Below are 26,557 nucleotides of genomic sequence, written 5' to 3'. Positions count from 1 at the left end.
GGGAATTGAGTTCCCCGCATGACCGCAGCATTTGATGAAGAAGCACTGCGCCACTGGCTGGCCGACTATCTGGTCACCAACATCGGTTGCAGTCTCGAGGACATCGATTTCAACGCGTCGCTCAACGATCTGGGCGTCGGATCCCGCGATGCCGTGGTGCTCTGCGGCGAGCTGTCCGAACTGCTCGGCCGCAAGGTCTCACCAGTAGAACTCTGGCAGCACCCGTCGGTCGCGGAACTGGCCCGGTTCCTCATCGAGCCCGAGTCCGCCGACGAAGAGTCGGCACCCGAGCCGGGGCGCTTCGGCACCGATGAGCCCATCGCGGTGATCGGCCTGGGTTGCCGGTTCCCCGGGGACATCAACTCACCGGACGCGATGTGGCAGTTCCTGCTCGACGGCGGCAACGCGGTGACCGAAGTGCCCGCCGATCGCTGGGCGCCGTTCGACGACGGGTCAGCCGAGACGGGCAACGCGATCGCCCGCACCACCCGCTGGGGCTCGTTCCTGCGCGATATCGCCGCATTCGACGCCGACTTCTTCGAGATCTCCAGCCGCGAAGCGGTCAAGATGGATCCGCAGCAACGGCTGCTGCTCGAGGTGGCGTGGGAGGCCTTGGAGCACGCGGGAATTCCGGCGACCTCGTTGCGGCGATCGCAGACCGGTGTGTACGTCGGAGCCAGCATCACCGAATACGGATGCCACGCGTCTGCCGACCTGCCCAGCGTGGACGCCTGGAGCAACGCCGGTGGTGCACTGAGCATCATCGCCAACCGGCTGTCGTATTTCTTGGACCTGCGGGGCCCGTCGGTCACCGTGGACACCGCATGCTCGTCTTCGCTGGTCGCCCTGCACCTGGCCTGCCGGAGCCTGCGAACCGGGGAGTGCGAGACCGCGATCGCCGGCGGGGTGAACCTGCTGATGTCACCCGCGGTGTTCCGCGGTTTCGACCAGAGCGGGGCATTGTCGACGACCGGTGCATGCCATGCGTTCGACGCCGACGCCGATGGATTCGTCCGCGGTGAGGGCTGCGGCGTTGTGGTGCTCAAGCGGCTGTCCGTCGCCCGCCAAGACGGCGACCGCGTGCTGGCGGTGGTGCGTGGATCGGCGATCAACCAGGACGGCCACTCCAACGGCCTGCTGGCGCCGAACCCGGCCGCCCAAATGGCGGTCCTGCGGTCGGCCTACGCCGACGCCGGCATCGCCCCGCAGGAAGTCGACTACGTCGAAACCCACGGAACCGGAACGCTGCTGGGCGACCCGATCGAGGCCAAAGCACTGGGCACGGTGCTGGGCCGGGGCCGTTCTCCGGAGGCGCCGCTGCTGCTCGGCGCTGCCAAGTCGAACCTCGGTCATCTCGAGGCGGCCGCCGGGATGGTCGGCTTCATCAAGACGGTGCTGGCCGTGCAACGCGGGCGGATTCCGAAGAACCTGCATTTCAACACCCCGAACCCGCACATCACGTTCGAGCAGATGCGTTTGAAGGTCGTTGCCGAACAGCAGGATTGGCCCTCGACGGATCACCCGCGGCGAGCCGGGGTCTCCTCCTTCGGCTTTGGTGGCACCAACGCCCACGTGGTCATCGAGCAGGCGCCCCCCGCCAAGATCACGGCGCGCGAAGTAGATCCGGCGGTGACCACCCTGGTGGTCTCCGCGCGGACCCCGGAACGGATCGCTGCTACAGCCAGCGACCTGGCCGACTGGCTGGAAGGCGACGGCGCCGGCGTGGAACTGCCCGACGTCGCGCACACCCTCAATCATCACCGTGCCCGCCAACCGCTGTTCGGCACGGTCTGCGCCCGCGACCGGGATGCGGCGGTCAGCGGCCTGCGGGCGCTGGCGGCCGGTACCTCGGCGGAGGGCCAGGACTGCGGCGTCATCGGTCCGCACGAGGGCCCGTGCGGCCCCGGCACCGTCTTCGTGTACTCCGGTCAGGGCTCGCACTGGATCGGCATGGGCCGTGCGCTGCTCACCGACGAACCGGCGTTCGCCCGGGCACTGGCCGTGCTGGAACCGGCGTTCGTCGAACACGTCGGGTTCTCGCTGTGGCAGGTGATCTCCGCCGGTGAACCGGTCAGCGGCGATGCGCAGGTACAGCCGGTCCTGATGGGGCTGCAGCTGGCGCTGACCGAGCTGTGGCGGTCCTACGGGGTCCATCCCGACGCTGTTATCGGTCACTCGATGGGCGAGGTCACCGCCGCGGTGGTCGCCGGCGCGCTGAGCCCGGCCGACGGGTTCCGGGTCATCGCGGCCCGTTCGCAGTTGATGTCGCGGCAGGCCGGGCAGGGCGCGGTGGCGCTGCTGAACCTGGATGCCGAAGCCGTCGAGGCGCTGCTGGCCGACTACCCGGATGTCAGTGTGGCGGGCTACCTCTCGCCGAAGCAGACCGTGGTGGCCGGCCCGGTTGCGCCCGTCGACGCGGTTATCGCGACCGTCAGCGGCCAGAACAAGTTCGCCCGGCGGGTCAACATGGAAGTGGCCTCGCACACCGCGCTGATGGACCCGATCCTGCCCGAGCTTCGGGCGGCGCTGGCGGATCTGACGCCTGAAGTCGCCACCATCCCGTTCTTCTCGACGGTGACCGAAGCCGCCATGCCGGCCGGTGGCATGCCGATCTTGGACGCCGACTACTGGGTGAACAACGTTCGGCAGCCTGCGCTGCTGACCCAGGCGGTCGCCGCTGCGGCCGGCGAGTACACCACGTTCGTGGAAGTCAGCGCGCACCCGATTCTCACTCACGCGATTGCTGACACCGTGGAAGCCCTCGGCGGTCACCACCACACGGCCGGAACCCTGGTCCGCGACGCGGACGACGCGGTTAGCTTCCACACCAACCTCAACCGCACGCACACCACCCAGCCTCCGCAGACCCCGCACCCGCCCGAGCCGCACCCGGTGTTGCCCGCCACCCCGTGGCAGCACAGCAGCTACTGGATCGAGACCGCGGCCGGCCGGCGCCCCGCCGCGCCGGCAGGCGCAGGGCCGCAACGGGCCGCCGGCAGCCCGGGAGCGGTGCCCGAGGATTGGTGGTGCGAGCTGACGTGGCCGGCTGCTGAAGCAGCGGCCGGCGATACCATCACCCAGCAGACGTGGCTGGTGATCGGCGACCAGGAGTTGGGCGCCGAGATCGACGCGAAGCAGGGCGGCGGCGTCACTGCGCTGGACGCTTCGGTGTTGGGCGCCGATGGCGACCGCACCGCACTGGGCGCGGCGCTGGGCACTGCCACCCATGTGCTGTACGCACCGTCGACGGACGCGACGGATCTGACCGCCGCGCCCGCCTACGACGCATTCAACGCGGCCCGGCGCCTGGTCACCGCGATGGCAGAACAGACGTCGAACCCGGCGAAGCTGTTCCTGCTGACCCGCAATGCCCAACCTGTCGGCGAAGGCGACCGGGCCAACCCCGCGCACGCCGTGCTGTGGGGCCTGGGCCGCAGCCTGGCCCTGGAACACCCAGAGATCTGGGGCAGGGTCGTCGACGTCGACGAGTCGGTCCCCGCAGCATTGATCGCCGGATACCTGTTGGCCGAGGCCGACGCCGCCGACAACGAGGACCAGGTCGTCTACCGGGCCGGTATTCGTCGGGTGCCGCGTCTGCTCGGCAGCCGTCCCACTGGTGCTGCGCCGGTCGAATTCGACGCCGGCAGTTGCCATCTGGTGGTCGGCGCGACCGGCAATATCGGTCCTCAGCTGGTACGGCAACTGGCGGCCAGTGGAGCCAAGACCATTGTCGCGGTATCCCGACGCCCGGGCTCAGTGCTCGACGTGTTGGCGACCGAGTTGGCTTCGGCTGGAACGACACTGGTGACGGTGGCTGCTGACGCCGCCGACGAGACCGCGATGGGTGCGCTGTTCGATCGGTTCGGCGCCGACCTGCCGCCGCTGGAAGGCATCCACGTGGCCGCCTTCGCCGGCGGCCCGGTGACCCTGCGCGACATGACCGACGACGACGTCACCACCATGTTCCGCCCGAAGCTCGACGTGATCGCGGTGTTGCACAAGCTGTCGCTGCGACAGCCGCTGCGCTACTTCGTGTTGTTCTCGTCGATCTCTGGCATCACGGGGTCGCGCTGGCTGGCGCACTACACCGCCACCACCACCTTCCTGGACACCTTCGCCTACGCGCGCCGCGCGGCCGGCCTGCCGGCCACCGCGATCAACTGGGGTTTGTGGAAGTCGTTGACCGACACCCAGTCCGATGTCGAACGTCAGGTGACTGTCGACTCCGGTCTGGAGCCGATGGCCGACGATGTCGCCATCGGAGCCCTGCCGCTGGTGATCGGCGCCCACAACGCGGTGCGGCACACCGTCGTCGCGGCGGACTGGCCGCGGCTTGCCACCGCGTACCGCACCCGGGCGGCGCTGCGCATCGTCGACGACCTGCTGATCGTCGACGCACCCGCTGACGGGCCGGCGGCGCAGAGCACCGAGTTCCGCCGCGTTCTGGCCGAGGCGGAACCCGAACAGCGTGCGGAGCTGCTGCGCGAACACGTCACCGACCAGGTCGTCGCCGCCATGGGACTGGGGTCACGCCATGCGCTGGACCCGACCGCCGGATTCTTCCAGTCCGGCATGGATTCGCTGATGAGCGTCACCCTGCAGCGGTCGCTCTCGGACAGCCTGGGCGAAACTCTGCCGGCCGCAGTGGTGTTCGACTACCCGACCATCGACGCCCTGACGGGGTACCTGGCATCGATCCTGCCCGAGGTAGCGGAAGCCGCCCAGCAGGACAGCGCCGACGCCTATGACGACATGAGCGATGACGAGCTGCTCGCGCAGCTTTCGGAGAGGTTGAGTTGAGCGAGAAGAGTGCTGCGCCGGTCGGGGGGCCGGATCGTCGGGCGATTGTTGCTGAGGCGCTGCGCAAGATTGATGATTTGACGGCGCGGTTGGCTGTTGCTGAGGCTGGCGATACTGAGCCGATCGCGGTGGTGGGTGTGGGGTGTCGTCTGCCTGGTGGGGTGGATGGTCCGGCTGCGTTGTGGCGGTTGTTGTGTGATGAGGGTTCGGGGATTGTTGGGGTTCCGGCGGATCGCTGGGATGCTGATGCGTTTTTTTCGTCGGATCATTCGGTGCCGGGGACGATTTGTTCTCGTGAGGGCGGGTTTTTGACGTCGTGGCAGCCGGCGGAGTTTGACGCGGAGTTTTTTGGTATTTCGCCGCGTGAGGCCGATGCGATGGATCCTCAGCAGCGGTTGTTGATGGAGGTGGCCTGGGAGGCGTTGGAGCATGCCGGGATCACCAAGGAGGCGATCCGGGGCACGCAGACCGGCATCTTCGTCGGACTGACCACCAACGACTATGCCGTCCTCGCGGCGGAGCGGACCGGCCCGCGCGACATCGACCCGTACCTCTCATTCGGCAACGGACCGAATTTCGCGGCGGGTCGGTTGTCGTATTTCTTGGGTGTGCATGGTCCGGCGATGATGGTGGATACGGCGTGTTCGTCGTCGTTGGTGACGATTCATTTGGCGTGTGCGAGTTTGCGGCGTCGGGAGTCGGATCAGGCGTTGGCGGCCGGGGTGAATTTGATCTTGGCCCCGCAGAACAGTATTGCGACGTCGCGGTGGGGGATGTTGGCCCCCGATGGGCAGTGCAAGACTTTTGATGCGGCCGCTGACGGTTACGTGCGTGGCGAGGGCGCTGGGGTGGTGGTGCTCAAGCGGCTCTCGGATGCGCAGCGTGATGGTGACCGGATTTTGGCGGTGGTGCGGGGTTCGGCGGTGAATCAGGATGGGCCGTCGTCGGGTCAGACGGTGCCGTCGGGTCCGGCGCAGCAGAAGGTGGTGCGGGCGGCGTTGGCGTCGGCGCGGTTGTCCCCGGCTGATATCGACTATGTCGAGGCGCATGGCACTGGTACGGCGTTGGGTGATCCGATTGAGTTGGATGCTTTGTCGGCGGTGTTTGGTGAGCGGGGTTCGTCGGCGCCGTTGGTGTTGGGGTCGGTGAAGACCAATTTGGGGCATTTGGAGTCGGCGTCGGGTGTTGCCGGGTTCATCAAGACGGTGTTGTCGGTGCAGCAGGGTTTCATTCCGCGGCATTTGAATTTTTCGGAGTTGACGCCGAATGCGGGTGTGGGGGCGTCGAAGTTTGAGATTGCTGGTCGGGGTAGGGCGTGGCCGGCGGTGTCGCGTGTGCGTCGGGCGGGGGTGTCGTCGTTTGGGGTGTCGGGCACGAATGCGCATGTGATCGTTGAGCAGGCGCCGGATGCTGGGGTTGTGGCGGTGGCTCCTGCGGTGCCGGTGAGCACGTTGGTGGTGTCGGGGAAGTCGCCGGCGCGTATCGCGGCCACCGCCGAAGTCCTCGCACAGTGGATGACCACCGACGGCGCCGGGGTGGCCCTGGCCGACATCGCAGAGACCCTGCGGCAGAACCGAAGCCGCTACAACTACACCGCGGGCGTATCCGTTCGCGATCGCGCCGCCGCGGTGGCGGGCTTGACCGCCCTCGCTGCCGGCGAGTCTGCGCCCGGCGTCATTGAGCCCCGGCAGCGGCCGGCGACATCACGGCCGGTGTTTGTGTTTTCGGGTCAGGGTTCGCATTGGGTGGGGATGGGTCGTCGGTTGTTGGCCGATGAGCCGGTGTTTGCTGCGGCTGTTGATGAGTTGGAGCCGGTTTTTGCGCGGCAGGTGGGTTTTTCGCTGCGTGAGGTGATCGAGCAGGGCGTTGAGATTTCCGGTGATGCGCAGGTGCAGCCGGTGATCATGGGGTTGCAGTTGGCGTTGGCTGCGTTGTGGCGTTCCTATGGGGTTGTTCCGGATGCGGTGATTGGGCATTCGATGGGGGAGGTGTCTGCGGCGGTGGTGGCCGGGGCGCTGACGCCGGAGCAGGGTTTGAAGGTGATCGGGGTGCGGTCGCGGTTGATGTCGCGGCAGGCCGGTCAGGGTGCGGTGGCGTTGTTGGAGTTGGATGCTGCCTCGGCCCAGGAGTTGTTGGCGGGTTATCCCAGTGTTGAGGTGGCGGGGTATTTGTCGCCGCGGCAGACGGTGGTGGCGGGTGCGCCGGCGGATGTGGATGCGGTGATTGCTGCGGTGGCTGCTGCGGAGCGGTTTGCGCGGCGGGTGAATATGGAAGTGGCCTCGCATACCGCGTTCATGGATCCGATCCTGGATGAACTGCGTGCCGAACTGGCCGACATCACCCCCCAAATGCCCCAGATCCCGTTCATTTCGACGGCGGTGGATCCCGCGGGTCCCACACCGCGATTGGACGCGGATTACTGGGTGGCCAATGTGCGCAAGCCCGCGCTGGTCAGCCAGGCCGTGGCCGTGGCAGCGGCGGACCACGACACCTTCATCGAGATCAGCCCCCACCCGTTGTTGACCCACTCGATCATCGAGACGGCCGAAGCCACCGCCACCGATCCGGTGACAGTGGCCTCAACCCTGCGCCGGGGCGACGACGAAACACTGAGCTTCCACGTTCAGCTCACCGAAATCGGCGGGCAGCGCGGCGGCACCGGCGTCGCTAAGGCCGGCGGATTCGCCGAACTGCCCACCACCCCCTGGCAGCACAGCCGGCACTGGCTGCACGTGCCCGCACGGGCCGGCCAGGCACCGGATGTGCATCCGCTGCTCGGCGTCCACGTCGAGTTGCTCACCGGCGGCCACCTGTGGCAGAACGACCGTGTTACCGAGGCCATGCCGTGGCTGGCCGAGCAACCGGTGCACGGACAGGCCGTCGCGTCGGTCGCGGCACTGATCGAGATGGCGGTGGCGGCCGGCAGCCAAGCCCTCGGCAAACCCGCCGAGTCGATCGCGGTGACCGGCCTGCAGATCGAACAGCCGCTGGTCCTCGACGGCGGGACGCAGGTCACCACCCAGTTCAGCGAGGCTGATGGCCGGAGCCGGATTGAGATTCACGCCCGCCCGGCCGGCGAAGCCTGGACCCGGTATGCGGTCGCCGACATCGCAGTGGCGCCGGCTGGGCGGTCGGTACCGGAGTCTGACGAGGGGACCGAGCACAACGTGCTCACCCTGCCCGACGTTGTGGCCACCCATCCCGCTTACCGCCTGCACCCGGCATTGCTCGATGCTGGGCTGCGGCAGCTGGCGGCGGGCATCCCGGCCGATGACGCAGAACACGGCGGTTACGTGCCGACCGCGGTGGCCGCGGTGCGGGTGTTCGCACCGGCCGGACGCCAGGTGCGTTGCCACACCGAGGTGAGCAGTCCCGAAGACAAGGTGGCCGTTGGCCGGGTCGTCCTGACCGATGACACGGGCACCGCCGTTGCCGAACTCACCGGCGTCGAGCTGCGGCCGCTGGATCCCCGCGCCCTGCGGGTGCCGCTGGACCAAAAGCTCTTCGCCACCGAGTGGGCGCCGGCGGAATCGGTCACGACGTCAGAGGGCACCGGTGCGGCCGCCGGCAGCTGGCTGTTGCTCTCCGAGACCGGCACCGACACCGAGGCTTTGGCCGCGCAGTTCGCCGCACGGTTGGCCGCGCCGAACCGCAAGGTGCTCTCCGGCGCATTCGCCGATGGCCCCGCGCTGATCGACGCGGTGCGCCAGGCCGGCGCCGACCCGGCACATCCGCCGGCCGGCGTCGTCGTCTTCCTTGACCGGGTCGGGTTCGACGGGTCCGACCCCGACGGCGCCCTGGCCCGCGCCCGCGACCTCATCTGGACGGCTTCGTCGACGGCCCGCGCCGCAGTCGACGGTTGGTCCGGCGTATCTGGGCCAACCAAGCCGCGACTCTGGCTGGTCAGCCGGGGCGGTTTGGCCTTCGCCCGTGAACCCGGCGACCCCGCTATCGGTGCGCTCAAGGGCGTGGTCCGTACCTGGCGGTTCCCCGGCGAACTGGCCCGGGTGCTGGCCGACGAACCCGACCTGGGCGCCACCCTGGTGGACCTGGAGGCCTCGGCGGACGCCGCGGCCCTGGCCGATGCCGTGCTCGCCGAACTGGGCGCCCCGCTGCGCGACGACGTGATCGCCTGGCGCGGCGGACAGCGCTACACCGAACGCCTCACCAGGGCCACCCTCGACGGTGCCGCCGACGAGACCGAAACGCCCCCGGCAGCCCCGGCTCGCCAAGCCGAGGTCCGCGCCGACGGCTCCTATCTGCTCACCGGAGGCCTCGGCGGACTGGGCATCGTGGTGGCCCGCTGGCTGGTGGCCCGCGGCGCCGGGCGGATCGTGCTCAACGGCCGCAGCGAGCCCGGCGATCAGCAGCGCGCCGTCCTCGATGAACTGGCCGCCGCCACCGAAGTGGTCTTTGTCGCCGGCGACATCAGCTCGCCGGGGGTGGCCGACCGTCTGGTGGCCGCCGCCCAGGAGACCGGCAAGCCGCTGCGCGGTGTGGTGCACGCCGCCGGTGTGCTGGGTGACGGCCTGGTGACGGCGGTGACTCGAGAGAGCCTGGAGAGCGTCTGGTCGGCCAAGGCCGTCGGCGCCGCCCGGCTGCACGCCGCCACCGCTGCCTCCGAGCTCGACTGGTGGGCGGGCTTCTCCTCGATGGCCGCGTTGCTGGGCCTGCCCGGCCAGCTCGGATACGCCACCTCCAACGCCTGGCTGGACGCGCTGATGGCGTGGCGGCATGCATCGGGCCTGCCCGCGACCGCCATCAACTGGGGCCAGTGGTCGGACGTGGGTCTGGGCCGGTCGATGACGCTGAGCGTCCTCGACCCGATCAGCCCCGACGAAGGCGTCGAGGCGCTGGACGCCGTGCTTGGTGCGGGCTCCGGCCTGATCGGCGCCCGGATCGGGGTGGGACGACTGCGCATCGACCGTGCGGTCGCCACCTCGCCGGAGTTCCGGGATCTGACCTTCTTCGAAGACCTCGTCGGTGAGGCCTCTGAAGCCGGAGTGACATCCGGGGCTGCTGCGACAGGTGAGCAAGCATCCACCGGCGCGTCGGCGGCGGGCGTGCCGGATTGGGCGACCATCCCCGCCGATCAGCGGCGCGAGGAATTGGTGGTCCGGCTGCAAGCTATCCTGGCCCGCGAACTTCGGACATCTGCGTCAGCGGTCGATGTGGATCAGCCCTTCCCGGAGATGGGGCTCGATTCCATGATCGCGATGACAGTTCTGAAAGAGACACAACAGTTGGTGGGGGTGGATTTGTCGGCGTCAATGCTGTGGAATCACCCCAGCATCTCAGCGTTGACGACGCACCTGGTGGGACTGCTGGCGTCGCGTTATGCCGAGCCGGACGGCACCGCGGGGCAAGACGACGATGATTTGGGGTTCGGCTCATCCGGCGGCGTGCTGGATGAGTTGTTCGATCAGGTCGAGTCGGCTTCGACCGGTAGCGAGAGCGGTATTTATTGATGACGGGAACCTCCACGACGTCGATCTTCAACAGGATGTCGGCCATGGGCGCCGACAAACGGGGGGCGCTGACCGAGCAGTTCGACAAGGCGTCGCGGATCGCCGCCGCCGAGCCGATCGCGGTCGTCGGAATCGGCTGCCGCTTCCCGGGTGGCGCCTCGGGCCCGGACGCCTACTGGGAGCTGTTGGAGATGGGGCGCGACGCCATCACCGAGATCCCCTCGGATCGTTGGGACGCCGACGAGTACTACGACCCGGACCCGCTCGCCCCGGGCCGGATGTCGTCGAAGTGGGGCGGCTTCATCTCCGACGTCGCCGGATTCGACGCCGACTTCTTCGGGATCTCGCCGCGCGAAGCCGAGGCCATGGACCCGCAACAACGGCTGATGCTCGAGGTCGCCTGGGAGGCCCTCGAACACGCCGGGCTGTCGCCGGAAACCCTGACAGGCATCCGCTCCGCGGTGATGATGGGTGTGTATTACACCGAATACCAAGGGATTTCGGCGGCCAACCCCGACGCTATCGACGGCTACTCGGCCACCGGTAACGCCCATGCCGTCGCCGTCGGCCGGATCGCCTACCTACTGGGTCTGCGCGGTCCCGCGGTCGCGATGGACTCGGCCTGCTCGTCATCGCTGGTCACCATCCACATGGCCTGCCAGAGCCTGCGCATGCGGGAAAGCGACCTGGCCCTGGCCGGCGGCGTGAGCCTCATCCTGCGGCCGGAAACCCAGATCGCCATGGCCAAGTGGGGCATGCTGTCTCCGCGCGGCCGGTGCCACACCTTCGACGCAGGAGCGGACGGATTCGTGCGCGGCGAGGGCGCCGGGATCGTCGTACTCAAGCGCCTCGCCGACGCCATCCGCGACGGCGACCGGGTGCTGGCGGTGGTGCGTGGTTCGGCGATCAATCAGGACGGCAAGTCCAACGGGCTCACCGCTCCGAACACCATTGCCCAGATCGACGCGATCAGCCGGGCGTTGCGCAGCGCCGACGTCGCCGCGAACTCGGTGAACCTGATCGAAACTCACGGCACCGGAACAGCTTTGGGTGACCCGATCGAGTTCGAGGCGCTCGCCGACGTCTACGGGCGCGGCGCCGACAAGTGTGCGCTGGGCGCGGTCAAGACCAATATCGGCCACCTTGAGGCGGCCGCCGGGATCGCCGGCTTCATCAAGGCTGCGTTGTCTGTGCAACGCGGACAGATCCCGCCGAATCTGCACTTCTCCAAATGGAACCCGGCGATCGACCCGTCCCCGACGCGGCTGTTCGTCCCCACCGAGATGACGCCGTGGCCGGCGGCCGAGGGACCGCGGCGTGCCGCGGTGTCGTCGTTCGGGCTGGGCGGAACCAACGCGCACGTGGTGCTCGAACAGGGTCCCGATCCGGTCCCCGCGCCGACTTCGACCGAGCCGGTCGCCACCCTGGTGATCTCGGGTAAAACCGAGCAGCGAGTGGCGGATTGGGCTGCCACCCTGGCCGACTGGGTCGCCGGGCCGGGCGCCGCGGTACCGCTGGCCGACATCGCGCACACCCTCAATCACCACCGCAGCCGCTACGCCAAGTTCGCCACCGTCTGCGCACGCGACACCGAGCAGGCGTTGGCCGGGCTGCGGGCGGTCGCCGGCGGTTACCCGGCCCCCGGTGTGGTCGGCACACGCGTCGCGCTGCGTGGCAAGGGAACCGTCTTCCTGTACTCGGGCCAGGGGTCGCAGTGGGCTGGCATGGGCCGCCAACTGTTGGTCGACGAGCCGGCGTTCGCCGCCGCCGTCGACGAGCTGGAGCCCGATTTCGTTGCGCAGGTGGGGTTCTCGCTGCGTCAGGTCCTCGAATCCGGCGAGCCGGTTGTCGGCATCGACCGCATCCAGCCGGTGCTGGTGGGCATGCAGCTGGCGTTGACGGCGCTGTGGCGATCCCACGGAGTCGAACCGGACGCGGTGATCGGGCATTCGATGGGGGAGGTGGCCGCGGCCGTGGTGGCCGGCGCGCTGAGCCCCGCGGACGGCCTGAAGGTGATCGCCACCCGGTCCAAGCTGATGGCCCGACTGAGCGGCCAAGGCGCGATGGCACTGCTGGAATTGGATGCCGACGCCGCCGAGAAGCTGGTCGCCGAGCACCCCGACATCACTGTTGCGGTGTACGCCGCGCCGCAGCAGACCGTGATTGCCGGCCCGCCAGATCAGGTCGATGCCGTGGTCGCGATCGTCGACGCCCAGGGCAAGCTGGCCCGCCGCGTCGAGGTGGACGTGGCCTCGCATCACCCGACCGTCGACCCGATCCTGGGCGAACTGCGGACCGCGCTCGCCGACCTCAAACCGTCAGCGCCGAAGATTCCGCTGATCAGCACGGTTGGCCAAACCGGCAGCGAGACACCAGCATTCGATGCGGATTATTGGGTGCACAACCTGCGCAACCCGGTGCGGTTCGCCCAAGCCGTGACCGCGGCCGCCGCCGGACACGCGACCTTCATCGAGGTCAGCCCGCATCCGCTGCTCAGCCACGCCATCAACGGCAACCTCGAAACTGCGCGGCCCGCCGGCGACAGCGTGGTGACCGGCACACTGCTGCGCGACCAGGCCGAAGCGCTGAGCTTCCACACCAATCTGGCGACCGTCGCGCCGCCGTCGTCGGACGCACCGCAACCCGACGGCGGGATCGGCCGCGCCGACCTGCCGCCGCGGCCGTGGCAGCACGTCCGGTACTGGGCGGCGCCGACCGCCGCCAGCCGCCACACCGCCGATGCGCATCCACTGCTGGGCATCCACGTCGAGCTGCCGTCGGGTCACGGCCATGTCTGGCAGGCCGACGTGGGTACCGACCTCGTCGCGTGGATGGCCCACCACAAGGTGCACGGCCAGGTCGTGATGCCGGCCACCGGATTCGCCGAGATGGCGTTGGCCGCGGCCGGTGAGGCCTTGGGGCTGCCGGCCTCGGCTGTTGCTGTGGACCGGGTCGAGGTCGAGCAGATGCTGCGCGTCGACGAGCGGACCGAGGTGACCACCCGGCTGCTGCACGACGCCGACGGTTCCGACGAACTGCGTATCGAGATCCACTCCCGCCCGGCCGGCGGCAGTTGGTCTCGGCATGCAGTGGCCCGCGCCGCGGCGGCACAGCCCGCAGCGGCCGCGCAACGCCCGGCTCCCACCGGCGGCGGCACCGCGCTGTCACCGGCGGACCTGTACACCGCACTGCGCCGCACCGGGCTGCAGCATGGGCCGGCGTTCGCCGCGCTGACCCGGATCGTGCGCAAGCCCGGCGGCGCCTCGGAAGCCGAGATCGTGCTGCCCGATGAGGCGACCGCGCACCGCGGCTACCGCATCCACCCGGTGATGCTCGACGCCGCCCTGCAGTGCCTGGCCGCGGCGCTGCCCGACGAGTCGTTGATGGGCTCGGCCGGGATGGAAGAGGCGACCTATCTTCCGGTGGCGGTGGAGAACATCCGGATCTTCGGCGACGTCGGACGTCGGGCCCGCGGGCACGCCGAGCTGGTCAGCCACGACGACGGCGGAATCCTGGGCCGGGTCACCCTGACCGACGAGACCGGGACAGTCACCGCCGAGCTGTCCGGGATCTACCTGCAGCGGGTGCAGCGCCGTACCGTGCCGCTGCCGTTGACCCAGAAGATCTTCGACACCGAGTGGGTCGACGCGGCCGCTCCCGCGCAGCCGCCGGCGGCCGCGGACGGCAGCTGGCTGGTGCTGACCGAGGGCTCCGAAACCGAAGCGCTGGCAGCCGATTTCGCTGCCCGGTTCGGCTCGGACGGTCGCCGGGTGATCACCGCGGACCTGACGAGTGAGCCCGCGGTGCGGGAAGCGTTCGCACAGACCGCCGACGACCCGAACCGGCCTCCGGTCGGGGTGATCGTGCTGGCCGCCCGCAGTGCGTTTGACGGGACCGAGGCCGGTGACGCGCCGGCACGCGGTCGCGACCTGGCCTGGTCGGTGGCCTCCACGGTGCGCACCATCGTTGGCGGCTGGCACGGCACCGCGCCGCGGCTGTGGCTGGTGGGTCGCAACGGCCTGACCGTGGGTGCTGGCGAGTCCGGCGGTTCAGCGAGGCTCGACGGGGGAGAGGCGAAGCTGGGACCGGCGCCTGAGTACGGCGACCCGTCGATCAGCGCCCTCAAGGGGCTGGTGCGGGTGCTGGCCTATGAGCACCCGGACCTGCACACCGGCGTGGTGGACCTGGACGCCTCGGCGGACCCGACGGCGGCCTTGATCACCGAGCTGGGGCTGGCGAGCACCGACGACGTGGTGGCCTGGCGCGGGGAGAACCGTTACGCCGAACGTCTTAAGCGCGCGAACTTGAAACCCACCGGTGTTCCGGCCGTGCGGTCCGACGGCGCCTACGTGCTGACCGGCGGCCTGGGCGGCATCGGACTGGTCGTCGCCCGGTGGCTGATCGACCACGGTGCCGCGCGGATTGTGCTCAACAGCCGGTCACAGCCGTCGGAGGAGCAGCGCGCCGTGCTGTCCGAGCTCGAGGCACGGGCCCAGATCGCGGTCGTCTCGGGCGATCTCGCCGCACCCGGTGTGGCCGAGAGCCTGGTCGCCGCCGCGGAACAGACCGGCCTGACGCTGCGCGGTGTCATCCACGGTGCCGCGGTCATCGATGACCAGATCGTGGTCGGCATCGACAAGGAGACGCTCGGTCGGGTGTGGGCACCCAAGGCGGCAGCGGCGCTGCGACTGCACGTCGCGACCGTCGGCAAAGAGCTGGACTGGTGGGTCGGGTTCTCCTCGACCTCGTCGCTGCTGGGCGCACCCGGTCAGGCGTCCTACGCCGCGGCCAGTGCCTGGCTGGACGGCCTGGTGGCGTGGCGGCGGGCGGCCGGGCTGCCGGCGATCACCATCAACTGGGGCCAATGGTCCGGTGTCGGTGTCGCCCAGGAGCTCAAGTTCAGTGCGCTGGACCCGATCAACCCCGACGAAGGCATGGAGGCCCTCGAGGCGATTCTCGGCGGCGACCTTTCCCGGATCGGTGTTGCGCGACTGCGCTTGGACCGGGTGGCCGCGGCCTTCCCGGAACTGCAGCAGCTCGGGTACTTCGCGACGCTGGCCGAAGAGCTCGACCTCGACGACGAGGACGACGACTGGCCCGGTCCGGAAGGACTGAAGCAGCTCGGCGCCGCTGACGCCACCAAAGCCGTTGTCGCACGGTTGGGTTCGCGAATCATGGCCATCATGGGCTACCCCAAGGGCAGCGTTATCGACCCGACGCGGCCGTTGACCGAGCTGGGCATGGACTCGCTGATGGCGGTGCGCATCCGCAACACCGTTCGTGGCGACTTCGGCGCGGAACCCCCGGTGGCCCTGCTGCTTCAGGGTGCCTCGCTGACCGACCTGGCCGCCGACCTGGCCCGCCAACTCGGCCTCGCCGAGCAGGAGGGGGCCGACGGCGCAGGCGATGCCGGCGGTGTTCGGAGCCGAGCCCAGCAGCGTGCCGCGGCACGTCAGCGGGCCGCGGCAAGGCGAAAAGTAGGAGATCGTTCGTGACCAACAACGAAGTGCCGCCCAACGCGATCGCGGTTGTCGGCATGGCGGGACGCTTTCCGGGCGCCCGCACGCTGACCGGATTCTGGAACAACCTGCGCAACGGCGTCGAATCCATTGTCACGCTGTCCGAGGACGAGCTGCGCGCCAGCGGCGTCAGCGACAAGGCACTGGCGAACCACAACTATGTGCGGCGGGCCGCGTTGCTGGAGGGCATCGATGAGTTCGATGCGGGCTTCTTCGGCTTCACCCCGCTGGCCGCCCGCACCATGGATCCGCAGCACCGGCTGTTCCTGCAGACCGCCTGGCACGCGCTGGAGGACGCCGGCTACCGGCCCGGCGAGATCGAGGGATCCGTCGGCGTCTACGGCACCAGCACCACCAGTGGCTACCTGCTGCACAACCTGATGTCGCACTACGACCCGAACCTGATCATCGGGCAGGGCGTCAGCTTCGAGATGGTCAACCTGTCGTTGCAGAACGACAAGGACTATCTGGCCACCCGGGTGGCCCACCAGCTCAACCTGCACGGCCCGGCGCTGTCGGTGCAGACGGCCTGCTCGTCGGCGTTGGTCGCGCTGCACCTGGCCTGCCAGAGCATCCTCAACGGGGAATGCGACATGGCGCTGGCCGGTGGGGCGTCGCTGCGCGTCCCGCACCATGTCGGGTACTGGCACGAGCCGGGTTCGATGGTCTCGGCGAGCGGGCACTGCCGGCCGTTCGACGTGCGGGCCGACGGCACGATCTTCTCCAGCGGTGTGGGCGTGGTGGTGCTCAAGTCGCTGGAGGCGGCCGTCGACGATGGCGACCAGATCCACGCGGTGATCCGGGGTTCGGCGCTGAACAACGACGGCGGCACCAAGATGACCTACGCCGCGCCCACCGCTGCCGGCCAGGCCGACGTGATCGCCGAGGCGCACGCGGTCGCCGAGGTCGACGCGTCCACCATCAGCTACATCGAGTCGCACGGCACCGCCACCCCGCTGGGTGACCCGATCGAGATCGAGGGCCTGCGACAGGCTTTCGCGGTCTCCGAGGAACAGCGGTCCGGCCCCTGCTACGTGGGCTCGGTCAAGTCCAACATCGGGCACCTGGAGTCGGCAGCCGGTATCGCCAGCCTGATCAAGACCATCCTGTGCCTCAAGCACCGGGCGATTCCCGGCACGCTGCACTACACCAGCCCGAACCCCGAACTGCACCTCGAGGACGGGCCGTTCCGGATCCGCGGCGAGTACGGGCCCTGGGAATCCGACGGCATCCGGCGCGCCGGGGTCAGCTCGTTCGGCGTCGGCGGCACCAACGCCCACGTCATTGTCGAGGAATGGCCGCAGGAGGACTCGGCGGCGGCGACGCCCAAGCCCGGCCCCGAGGTGCTGCTGCTGTCGGCACGCACCGCCGAGGCGCTGGCGCAGGGACGCTCGGACCTGGCGGCTGAGCTCTCCGGCGACGACGACGAGGCGCCCAACCTGCCCGACGTCGCTTACACGCTGGCCGGCCGGCACGCGCACAACCTGCGGTTGGCCGCGGTTGTCGCCGATCGCGCCGATGCGGCCACGGTGCTGGGCGCCGAGGAGAGCGAGAACGTCTTCATCGGCGAGGGTGTAGACCTGGGAGACGACGCCGCCGACCGGGTGGTGTTCCTGTTCCCGGGGCAGGGTGCCCAGCACATCGGGATGGCCCGCGGACTCTACGACAACGAGCCGGTGTTCGCCGAGTACTTCGATCGCTGCGTCGCCGGCTTCGAGGCGGAACTGGGCTACGACCTGCGCGCGATGATCTTTGAGGGCACCTCGCGTGACCTCGAGCGCACCGACCGCACCCAGCCGGCCCTGTTCACCGTGGAATACGCGCTGGCGAAGTTGGTCGAGAGCTACGGCGTGCGTCCGACCGCGCTGGTCGGCCACAGCATCGGCGAATACGCCGCGGCCACCGTCGCCGGCGTCTTCGACCTCGACACCGCGATCAAGGTGGTGGCGATGCGGGCCCGGCTGATGCATGCCGCGCCGCGCGGCGTCATGGTGGCCGTCCCGATCAGTGCCGACGCGGTCGGCGCTTACCTGACCGGTGATGTGGACCTGGCCGCGGTCAACGACCCGGACGGCTGCGTGGTCGCCGGCACCGAAGCCGACATCCGTGAGTTCTCCGAGGCGCTCAAGCAGGCGGGGATCACTGCGCGCCGGGTGCGGACCTCGCACGCGTTCCACTCCCGCCTGATGGACTCGATGATCTCGGAGTTCACCGCATTCCTGTCTCGGCAGACGCTGAACGAACCGCAGATCCCACTGCTGTCGAATCTGACCGGCACCTGGCTGGCGCCCAGCGAGGCGACCAACCCGGCGACGTGGGCGCGCAGCGTGCGGGCCACCGTGCGGTTCGCCGACGAGATCGACACCGTGCTGAACGAGCCGCACCGCGTCCTGGTCGAGGTCGGCCCGGGCGCCACGCTGACCGCGTCGGCCGCCCGCAACCCCAAGTTCGCTAGTGGGCATCGGGCCGTCCGGCTGATGCGCCACCATGCCCAGAACCGCGACGACCGCGACACCTTCCTGCTGGCGCTTGGCCAGCTGTGGGCTGCCGGTGTCGAGGTGGACTGGTCGCCATTGCGCGGCGACTACCAGCCCAAGCGCGTTACGGTCCCCGGTTACCCCTTTGAGCGCCAACGGCATTGGCTTGAGCACAATGCCGGCGCCACCTGGGTGTCCGGCTCGGGCGCCGCCGGCGGTGGCGTGGACGGGCAGAGCGGCGGTAACGGCACCGGCGGCTCCAGCGGCACTTCTATCGAGGCGACGCTGCAACGGATCTGGGCGGTATGCCTGGGTGTCGGTTCGGTGGACCGCACCGCCAACTTCTTCGATGTCGGCGGCGACTCACTGGTGGCGATCAGCGTCGCCATGGCCGCCTCGCACGAGGGACTGGACCTCACCCCGCAGGACCTCTACGACAACCCGACGGTCGCGGCGCTGGCCAAGGCACTGACCGCCCGCTATGCCGCCGGCGGGCTGGGCCGCCAGTCGCTCGGCGAGGTGGAGCACCCGCCGGTGCCGCCGAACATCACCTACTTCCTGGAAAACGGTGTCCGCGAACACGGTCGCTGGCGCATCCCGCTGATCCTGCGGTTGCGGCCCGACGTCTCGGTCGACGACGTCCGGGCCGTGCTGACCGCGGTGGTCAACCACCACGACGCACTGCGGTTGCGCATCACCGAGCGGGCCGGTACGTGGGAGCAGCGGATCGTCGAGCCGCAAGAACACGGCGAGTTCGGGGAGATCAGCATTCATTCGCTGCCCGAGGGCCTGACCGCCGAGCACGACGCGGTGCGTACGCTGCTGGCCGAGCACATCCGCGATCAGGATCTGTCCAGCCCGCCGCTGACGGCGCTCTACGTCCGGGGCGCGTCGGGTGACCTGTGTTACCTGGCCCTGAGCCTGCACGCCAGCGTCGGTGACGAGGCCTCCCGCGACATCCTGGTCACCGACATCTTCACCGGGTTCGGTCAGAAGCTGGGCGGCAACGACATCGAACTGCAGCCGGTAGGCGTCGGATGGACCGAGTGGTCGCAGCGTTGCGCCGGGCTCGCGACCCACCCCGCGGTGCTGGAAAGCCGCGAATTCTGGCTGAAGACAACAAAGTCGGCGACGTTGCGACTGGCCGCGGATGTCGCCGAACCGCCGGCTGCGGCCGATCTGTCTAAGCTCACCACGACGCTGCCCGCCGCCGACATCAGCGAGATCGACGATGCGCGTCGGCGGCTGCGGCTGCCGATCAACGAGATCCTGCTGGCCGGGCTGAGCCGGGCGGTGGCATCGGTGGTCGGCGAGGGCACTCTTGCGGTCGATATGGGGGGAGCGGGCCGTTCGGTGCTCAAGCCCGAGGTCGATCTGCGCCGTACCGTGGGCTGGTTCACCACGCTCTACCCGGTCGCACTGCGCTGTTCCGCCGGCAGCCAGGAAAGCGCCCGGCAGTTGCTGGACTCGATCCACGAAACATTGGACGGTGTCCCGCATTACGGGATCGGCTACGGTCTGCTCCGCTACCTGTACGCACCGACCGCGCGACTGTTCGGCTCGCTTGCCCCCGCCGATGTGCACTTCTCCTACCTGGGAGCGATTCCGGAGCCGCCGGCGCTCGGCGATGCTCCCGTGCAGTTCGACTCCGACACTGCGATGCCGGTGCGCGAGGCGATTCCGGGCCTGGGGCACGCGCTGGAGTTGCGGGTCTATCGCACCGGCGGTGTGCTGTACCTGGACTGGTGGCATGACAACCGCCGGATCGAGGAGTCTGTGGTGCGCGCGATAGCCGACGGGTTCACCGCGGCAGTCATGGACCTGGTCCGCGCGGCCCTCGCCGAAGAGGACATGGCCTCGGAGGGCGAGGACGAAATGACCCTGGTCGAGCTGTCGTAGTCCTTTGATTTAGGAGATAACCGAAAGTGTTTGCCACGTCGGTCATTCGGAAGCTGGCGATCAGTGAGGAAATGCTGGCCGAAACCCACAATTTCGTGGGTCTGGCCGCGCACGTCACCGGTCCGGTCGACCTCGATCTGCTCTCGGAGGCCTACGAGGCGCTGCTGGAGGCGCATCCGATCCTCACCGGCCGGCTGGAGCGACTGCCCGACGGGCGCCACCAGTTCGTCACCGACGACCTGATGCCCGACGGCATCGAGGTGATCGAACTCGACGAGCCCGACGCGCAGCCGCCTGCTCCGCGCTTCGACCAGACGGAGTCGCTGGTGGCGATGCGGGTGATCATCCGTGACGGGCAGGCTCAGCCGACCCTGTACGTGCACCACGCCGTCGCCGACGGTCACCACATGTACGCGCTGATCGAGGAGATGCTGTCCTTCTACACCGACCTGGTCACCACCGGCCGGATCGGTGCGATCAACGTTGAACCCGCTCCGCTGTCCATCGAGGCGGTGCTGGCCGATCGGGGGATCGAGAAGCAGCAGCGTTCGGGGATCGAGCGGTTCATGCCGGCGCTGTTCGCCTACGACCTGCCGCCGACCCGGCGGGCCGTCGGGCAGGAGACGCCGTCATCGCCGATGCTCGTGCCGATGGCGTCGACCCGGTTGACCGAAAGCCAGACCGACAACGTGGTTGCGTTCGGCCGGGCACACGACCTGAGCCTGCACGCCGTGCTCTCGGCTGCGGTGTTGATCGCCGAATGGCAGCTGCGCGGCAAGCTGAGTATCCCGGTGCCCTACGTCTACACCGTTGACTTGAGATACTTTCTGTCACCGCCGGTTTCGGCCACTGGATGCACCAACCCGATCGGGCTGGCCACCTACCTTGCCGAGGTTGACGCCAAGACCGATCTGGTCGAGATCGCTCGCGACATCGCGGCGAACTTCCAGAAGGACCTCGACGAGGGTGTCATCCAGCAGTCCCGGTTGCACTTCAGCCCGCAGTACGTCGGAAATCCGCCGGGGCTACCCGATGTCGTCGTGCTGAGCAACAACGGTCTGGTTCCGCCGGTGCGGACGCCACCGGGCGTCGAGGTGACCACGACACATGGCGAGCTGTACTTCGCCGTGAGCGCAGGCATAGACATCTACTTCACCCAGATCTTCTCCGGGCAGCTCAACATCGAATACCACTCCCACGGACCGGCGCCGGAGCGCTCGGTGGAGGCGATTCGCGCGCTGCTGTGCGATATCGCCGATCGGCACGCCGCCGGCGTCAGCTGACCGGGCCGAAGGCGTAGCGGTGGTACTGCAGCATTCCGCGCAGCGGCCGCACCGCCCGGGCCAGACGACTGCTTCGCCGGAACCCGGCCGGGACCCGGCTGAAGGTCTCCGCGTCGAAGAGATTGGCGGCCGCCAACAGTCGAATGCCGGTGACCTTGTCCAGAATGTCGCGGGGGCTGTTGACCGCCCAATGCAGCGTGGAGCCGGACTGTCGCTGCAGCCGCTGGGCCTTTTGCGTCTTGACGCCGAGCCAGTTGTAGAAGTCGATCTGCAGTTCCCCGGACGGGAAGCGGTCAACGAAGCTCTGCAGCAGCGCCACTCCGTCGGCCTCGGCCAGGTACATGCTGATGCCCTCGGCCAGCAGCAGCACCGGGCGATCGGTGGGAATCTCGTCCAGCCACGACGGGTCCGTCGCCAACGTCGCGATCAGGTGGTAGCCCGGGCGGTCGGGGTACACCTGCTTGCGCAGCGCGATCACCGGCGGCTGATCGACGTCGTACCAGGCCACCTCGGGTCCGGGATCGATCCGGAAGACCCGGGCGTCCATACCGCAGCCGAGATGAATGACGGTCGCGTCCGGGTGGGCGGCCAGAAACTGGCGCGCCCAGATGTCGTACTGGGCGGTGCGCACCGTCACCAAGGGCGCCCAACGGCCGGGAGCCTTGAGTGTGTCCCAGTCGAAGTCGATACGCGCGACCGCCTCCCTGGCGTACCGATCGCCCAGCACCGGCTGGTCGAAATCAGCGTCGAGGGCCTTGAGGTAGAGCGTCGTCAGCATGGTTGCCGCGGCGCCGTGCAGGTCGACGGGGATCTTGTCTGCCACGTCGGCGAGCCTAATACCCTTGACGGGCAGTCGATGCACCGCACGGTCGGACCCGGCGGTTCAGCGAGGCTCGACGGAGGAGAGTCGAAGCTGGGACCGCCGCATGAACCCGGCGGTTCAGCGAGGCTCGACGGAGGAGAGCCGAAGCTGGGACCGCCGTATGAACCAGGAGGCACAGATGGCGATTGAGGCCAGCGAGCGCAACGGACGAGCGCCGCGGATCCTGTTGTTGTACTACAGCTTCTCCGGGCAGTCACTCAAGGTGCTCGAGGCTGCCGGGGAGGTGTTCGAGCAGCGGGGCTGCGAGGTGGTCAAAGCCGGTATCGAATTCACCGACCCGCGCTACTCCCAGCGTTTTGCGCAGTTCCCGCTGCGCCGGGTCTGGCCGGACATGCTCAGCGTGCTCAAGGCGCAGCAGCGGGGCGAGACGGGGGAGATCCGCACTCCCGACGCGGTGCGCGATGGTGGTTACGACTTGATCTGCATCGGGTCGCCGACCTGGTGGAAGGCGCCCGCCATGCCGATCAGGTCGTTTCTGCAAACCGATGAGGCCCGAAAGCTCTTGGACGGCAAGCCGTTTGTGGTGTTCACCGTGTGCCGCGAGTTCTGGCAGGAGAACTATGCCGAGGTCTGTCGGCTCGCGGAGGGGTGCGGTGGTCGCTATCAGGACGAGATTCACCTCAGCTACCCCGGAGACCCGCTGCGCTCGATGCTGGCGTTGACCAGCTACCTGGGCAGCGGCCGCTACCGAGAGCGTTACCTGGGCCTACGCCTGCCACCCACCAACGTTCAACCCGAGCAGCTCGACCGGGTCCGCAAGTTCGCTGCGGGCCTGGTGAGTCGGTTATTCGGCAAATGAGAGGTCAGCAGTAATGCCCCGTTCCTTTGAGGTGACGTTCTCCTCACCTGCCTCGGTCGAGCAGGTGCACCGTGCCTTCGGCGACCGGACCTACTGGCAGGCCCGGCTGGAGGCCTTTGGCGGAAGCAAGACGCTCGACTCCCTGGATGTCGATGCCGATGGCCGCATTCGGGTCGTGGTGACCGAGGACCTGCGCCACGGCGCATTGCCCGGCATGTTGGCCAAGGTGTATCGCGGCGACCTCAACATCGTCACCACCGAGGTGTGGACGCCGGCGGGCGACGGCCGGGTCAACGGTGATATCACGGTCGCGGTGACCGGCGCTCCGGGGTCGGGGAGTGGCACCGCGGTGCTCGAGCGCGACGGCACCGGCTCGAAGCTGGCGCTGAATGGCACGATCCGGTTCAAGGTGCCGTTAGTGGGTGGCCCCATCGAGAGCTTCTTAGCCCGTGAATTCTCGCAAGGCATTCCGGAAATACAACGGTTCACCACGACCTGGCTGGGTGAAAATGCCTGAATCCGAGTTCACATACAGTCATGTGCCGACAACGGCCGAGGCGTTGGCTCGGCTGGAGATGCCGCTGGCCGAGGCCATGATGACGCAGCGCGCGATACGGCGCGTGTACTCCGATCCGGTCGATGACGCGGTGGTGCTCAAGTGCATCGAGTTGGCGCTGCGCGCCCCGACCGGAAATGACGGGCAGAACTGGGAATTCATCGTTGTGAAGGACCGCCGCGTCAAAGAAGAATTGGCTAAGCGTTATCGGCAGGCCTGGAAAGTTCAGCGCGGTGTGGTGCTGCGGAGAAAAATCAAGACCGACGAATCAATCGCCGGTATTGCCCGGGCGATGGAGTGGCAGATCGACCATTTCGCCGAGCTCCCAGTGCTCGTTGTGGCCTGCCTGCGACTGGGTGCACGGGAGGGCCGCTTGCCGGTGGTGCGCATGCCGCACATCGCCGAGTCGGCCTACTGGGGGTCGATCTACCCCAGTGTTCAGAATCTGCTGCTCGCAGCCCGTGCCATGGGCTTGGGTGCCTCGCTGATCACCCTTCCGCTGTGGAATCAGCGCGCCGTGCGGCGCGTATTGCGCCTGCCGCACGCGGTCACGCCGTGTTGCATCGTGCCGCTGGGATGGCCCCGTGGGCGCTACGGCCCGACCACCCGTAAGCCGGTCGGGGAGGTGGCTCATCTCGACGGCTATGGCGATCTCGCATGGCGCGATAGCTGAATAAAAGCTAAAGATCTACCTTTGACGAAGTTTACGTGGAACTTAGCGGAAAACATTCCCCAAGTGATGTAAGTTAATCACTGCTCGCTTAGACACCCGGCTGTGACAGCTATATGCTGTCACGGTTCGTGGGGGACACAAGGGGGATTTGTGATTGGTGGGGGGACGCGTCAGCGTCGGTACACAACAGGCGGAGCGCATCGAGCGGTTCCGCAGCGTCGATTCGCGATTGCCGGGGGGCCGGTAGCCGTCCCGCAGGGCCGATCTGCGACTGCCGGGGCGCACCGCGCAGCGGCACAGCGTCGATCCGCGGCTGCCGGCACACGCCTTGTGGCGCCGCAGCGCCGGTACACCACAGCCGGCGCCGCAGTCGCGGCCGCGACAGCCGTAGCTGCGGTCACTCCGGTCTCGCCGGTCGCACCCTGGATTACAGATCTGACCGCGGCCGAGCGAGCGGTGCAGCTGGCGGCCGAGGCGTCGTTGCTCAATGTGCCGTTCAACCTGTTCCAGGACATCGTCAACATCCCGTTCAACGAGGTGTCGGCCACCAACGTGCTGGCCAACTCGTTCTTCTTCACCGGCAACTGGTTCACTCCCAGCGCCACCAATATCTGGGGTGAGGACCCGGGCGACCCGGGCCACTTCATGGCCGTCATGGACTTCATGCTGCCGTTCGCCCCGCAGCTCTCCGGCCTGTATGACCCGACGATCGACCCGGATGCGTTGGCCAACGGCACCGCGGGCTGGGGTCAGCAGTTCGCGATGTTCGCCGCGGCCATGCTGCCGGTCAGCGCATCGTGTGACTCGATCCAGTGCTATCCGATGTCGCCGGTCGAGCCGATCACCGGGTTCACCGGCTTGGACGCGACGCTGAACTTCTTCCAGAAGTTCACCAACTTCCCGAACGACGACAATCAGCTGGACCTGTTCAAGTACTGGCTCAAGGTGCCGATCCAGGACCTGTTGAACGGTTATAAGTTCCCCGACAGCCCGTGGAGTGACCCGGACAACCCGACCTCCGGCGGCATCGCCAACCCGGACGCCGGCGTCGGTCCGGGTGGGGCGGTGCCGGGCGGGCCCATGTATGGCGGGAGCCCATGGTCCGGTGAGGCTCAGCCCGGGTTCGGCTACCCGGGCACCCACCCGCTCCTCGACGAGAACGGCGACCCCGTCCTCGACGAGTACGGCAACCAGGTCAACCTGATGCCGTGGGCGGGACTGACCTTCAAGCTGGACCCGTTCGGCCCCCTGCAGCGATGGTTCGACAGCCTGATGCAGCCGGTCGACTGGAGCGTCAACGGCGACGACCCGCTCACCGGCTTCCACTTCTCCGGCCCGGAGGAAGTCTTCCAGGCGATGAAAGCCCTGATCGCCGGGATGGTCGTCGACTTCAACCCATACGTCGCCGGCAGCCCGATGTGCCCGGGGCTGTGCAACATGCCGCCGGTCTCCCCGCCGTGGGGAGTGACCAGCCTTGACCTCGTCAAGTCGATCCAGGCCATCGGCGCCCCCAACCCAGTGATCCAGCAGTGGATCGACCTGACCGAGCAGGAAGGGGAGAACGCCGTCGGCAATGCCAACGGTGGGACCGACGAGCAGATCCTGGCCGGTATCTCTGCTCTGCAGACCGGGATGTTCACCTTCGACGCCGACACCCACAACCAGATCATCGACTTGCTCGGTGACATCAACCCGTATCTGCCGGCCCTGGCCGTCAACGGCGGTGTGTTGACCGACCCGGGCCTGCTGGGGCCGTGGCCGATCAACCCCGAAACCGGCTACTACATGCCGCCGACCTGGAACCCCGACCTGCCGCTGGACGAGCAGGAGATCGGCGACTACGGCGGCAAGAATTCGCTGTTGCTGTGGGACGATTTCCTGCGGTTCCTCGACCCGAGCGGCGGACTCGTCACCGATCTCGACGCGTTCTGGAGTGAGCTCGCGAGCTGGTTCCCCTTCTAGATCGACTCCGCGTCAGAGCGACTTCGCGATAGCCCGGCCCGTTTGCGGCCGGGCTGTCGTGCGTTCGGGGCCCGCTGCACTTCTCCGTGCACGGTTCTCACAGCAAACACTGCGCGCACGTCTCCATTGCCAACATGTGACTCTCGATTTGCGCTCAGGTAACACTTTGGTAGATTCATGAACCGCATGCGGCTGTGCCGCTTTCTGTACTTACCTTAGCTTGTTGGAGGACCCCGGG

The 26,557-nt window shown here is 68.3% G+C and carries 10 protein-coding genes; 9 read left to right on the top strand and 1 reads right to left on the bottom strand.

All coding sequences use genetic code 11. The features are described 5' to 3' along the window. Positions 1-18 precede the first annotated feature (18 nt). The 5 genes from ACKY0X_RS12070 to ACKY0X_RS12050 are packed head-to-tail and all read left to right on the top strand — an operon-like array spanning position 19 to position 21,446. Positions 19-4,800 carry an SDR family NAD(P)-dependent oxidoreductase gene (locus ACKY0X_RS12070; protein WP_409426235.1) on the top strand — a complete coding sequence of 1,594 codons (4,782 nt, stop codon included), beginning with the start codon at positions 19-21 and terminating at the stop codon, positions 4,798-4,800. Beyond that, on the top strand, positions 4,797-10,268 hold the full coding sequence (locus ACKY0X_RS12065; RefSeq protein WP_409426234.1) for an SDR family NAD(P)-dependent oxidoreductase: 5,472 nt from the start codon (positions 4,797-4,799) through the stop codon (positions 10,266-10,268). The genes ACKY0X_RS12070 and ACKY0X_RS12065 overlap by 4 nt, the downstream gene beginning before the upstream one ends. After that, the gene (locus ACKY0X_RS12060) at positions 10,268-15,763 is read left to right on the top strand and encodes a type I polyketide synthase (RefSeq protein WP_409426233.1); all 5,496 of its coding nucleotides are present in this window, start codon (positions 10,268-10,270) and stop codon (positions 15,761-15,763) included. Before ACKY0X_RS12065 ends, ACKY0X_RS12060 begins: the two co-directional genes overlap by 1 nt. Then, positions 15,760-20,163, top strand: coding sequence for a type I polyketide synthase (locus tag ACKY0X_RS12055; protein WP_409426232.1), 4,404 nt, complete (start codon positions 15,760-15,762; stop codon positions 20,161-20,163). Before ACKY0X_RS12060 ends, ACKY0X_RS12055 begins: the two co-directional genes overlap by 4 nt. Positions 20,164-20,189: 26 nt before the next feature. Beyond that, positions 20,190-21,446: a phthiocerol/phthiodiolone dimycocerosyl transferase family protein gene (locus ACKY0X_RS12050; RefSeq protein WP_409426231.1), complete on the top strand. Its 1,257-nt coding sequence runs from the start codon at positions 20,190-20,192 to the stop codon at positions 21,444-21,446. Here the strand turns inward: ACKY0X_RS12050 and ACKY0X_RS12045 are convergent. Continuing rightward, on the bottom strand, positions 21,439-22,269 hold the full coding sequence (locus ACKY0X_RS12045) for a class I SAM-dependent methyltransferase (RefSeq protein WP_409426230.1): 831 nt from the start codon (positions 22,267-22,269) through the stop codon (positions 21,439-21,441). The genes ACKY0X_RS12050 and ACKY0X_RS12045 overlap by 8 nt on opposite strands. 160 nt (positions 22,270-22,429) lie before the next feature. Between ACKY0X_RS12045 and ACKY0X_RS12040 the strand changes: the two genes are divergently transcribed. From ACKY0X_RS12040 to ACKY0X_RS12025, 4 genes are all read left to right on the top strand, one after another. Next, positions 22,430-23,128 (top strand): flavodoxin family protein, encoded by a 699-nt coding sequence (locus ACKY0X_RS12040; protein WP_409426229.1) that lies wholly within the window; start codon positions 22,430-22,432, stop codon positions 23,126-23,128. Positions 23,129-23,141: 13 nt separating this feature from the next. Further along, on the top strand, positions 23,142-23,645 hold the full coding sequence (locus ACKY0X_RS12035) for a DUF2505 domain-containing protein (protein ID WP_409426228.1): 504 nt from the start codon (positions 23,142-23,144) through the stop codon (positions 23,643-23,645). After that, entirely contained in the window at positions 23,638-24,357 is a 720-nt protein-coding gene (locus tag ACKY0X_RS12030; protein ID WP_409426227.1) for a nitroreductase family protein, read from the top strand. Before ACKY0X_RS12035 ends, ACKY0X_RS12030 begins: the two co-directional genes overlap by 8 nt. Positions 24,358-24,687: 330 nt before the next feature. Further along, positions 24,688-26,319: a hypothetical protein gene (locus ACKY0X_RS12025; RefSeq protein WP_409426226.1), complete on the top strand. Its 1,632-nt coding sequence runs from the start codon at positions 24,688-24,690 to the stop codon at positions 26,317-26,319. Positions 26,320-26,557: the final 238 nt, after the last annotated feature.

The sequence above is a fragment of the Mycobacterium sp. SMC-11 genome, from assembly GCF_046250095.1.
Lineage (GTDB): Bacteria > Actinomycetota > Actinomycetes > Mycobacteriales > Mycobacteriaceae > Mycobacterium > Mycobacterium heraklionense_A.
Note: the sequence above shows the minus strand (reverse complement) of the source record. Positions and strands in the feature narration are given on the sequence as shown.

Coding starts and splice junctions, on each gene's coding strand:
- ACKY0X_RS12035 (WP_409426228.1), top strand. CDS start 23,142: ATGCCCCGTTCCTTTGAGGTGACGTTCTCCTCACCTGCCTCGGTCGAG.
- ACKY0X_RS12060 (WP_409426233.1), top strand. CDS start 10,268: ATGACGGGAACCTCCACGACGTCGATCTTCAACAGGATGTCGGCCATG.
- ACKY0X_RS12070 (WP_409426235.1), top strand. CDS start 19: ATGACCGCAGCATTTGATGAAGAAGCACTGCGCCACTGGCTGGCCGAC.
- ACKY0X_RS12030 (WP_409426227.1), top strand. CDS start 23,638: ATGCCTGAATCCGAGTTCACATACAGTCATGTGCCGACAACGGCCGAG.
- ACKY0X_RS12040 (WP_409426229.1), top strand. CDS start 22,430: ATGAACCAGGAGGCACAGATGGCGATTGAGGCCAGCGAGCGCAACGGA.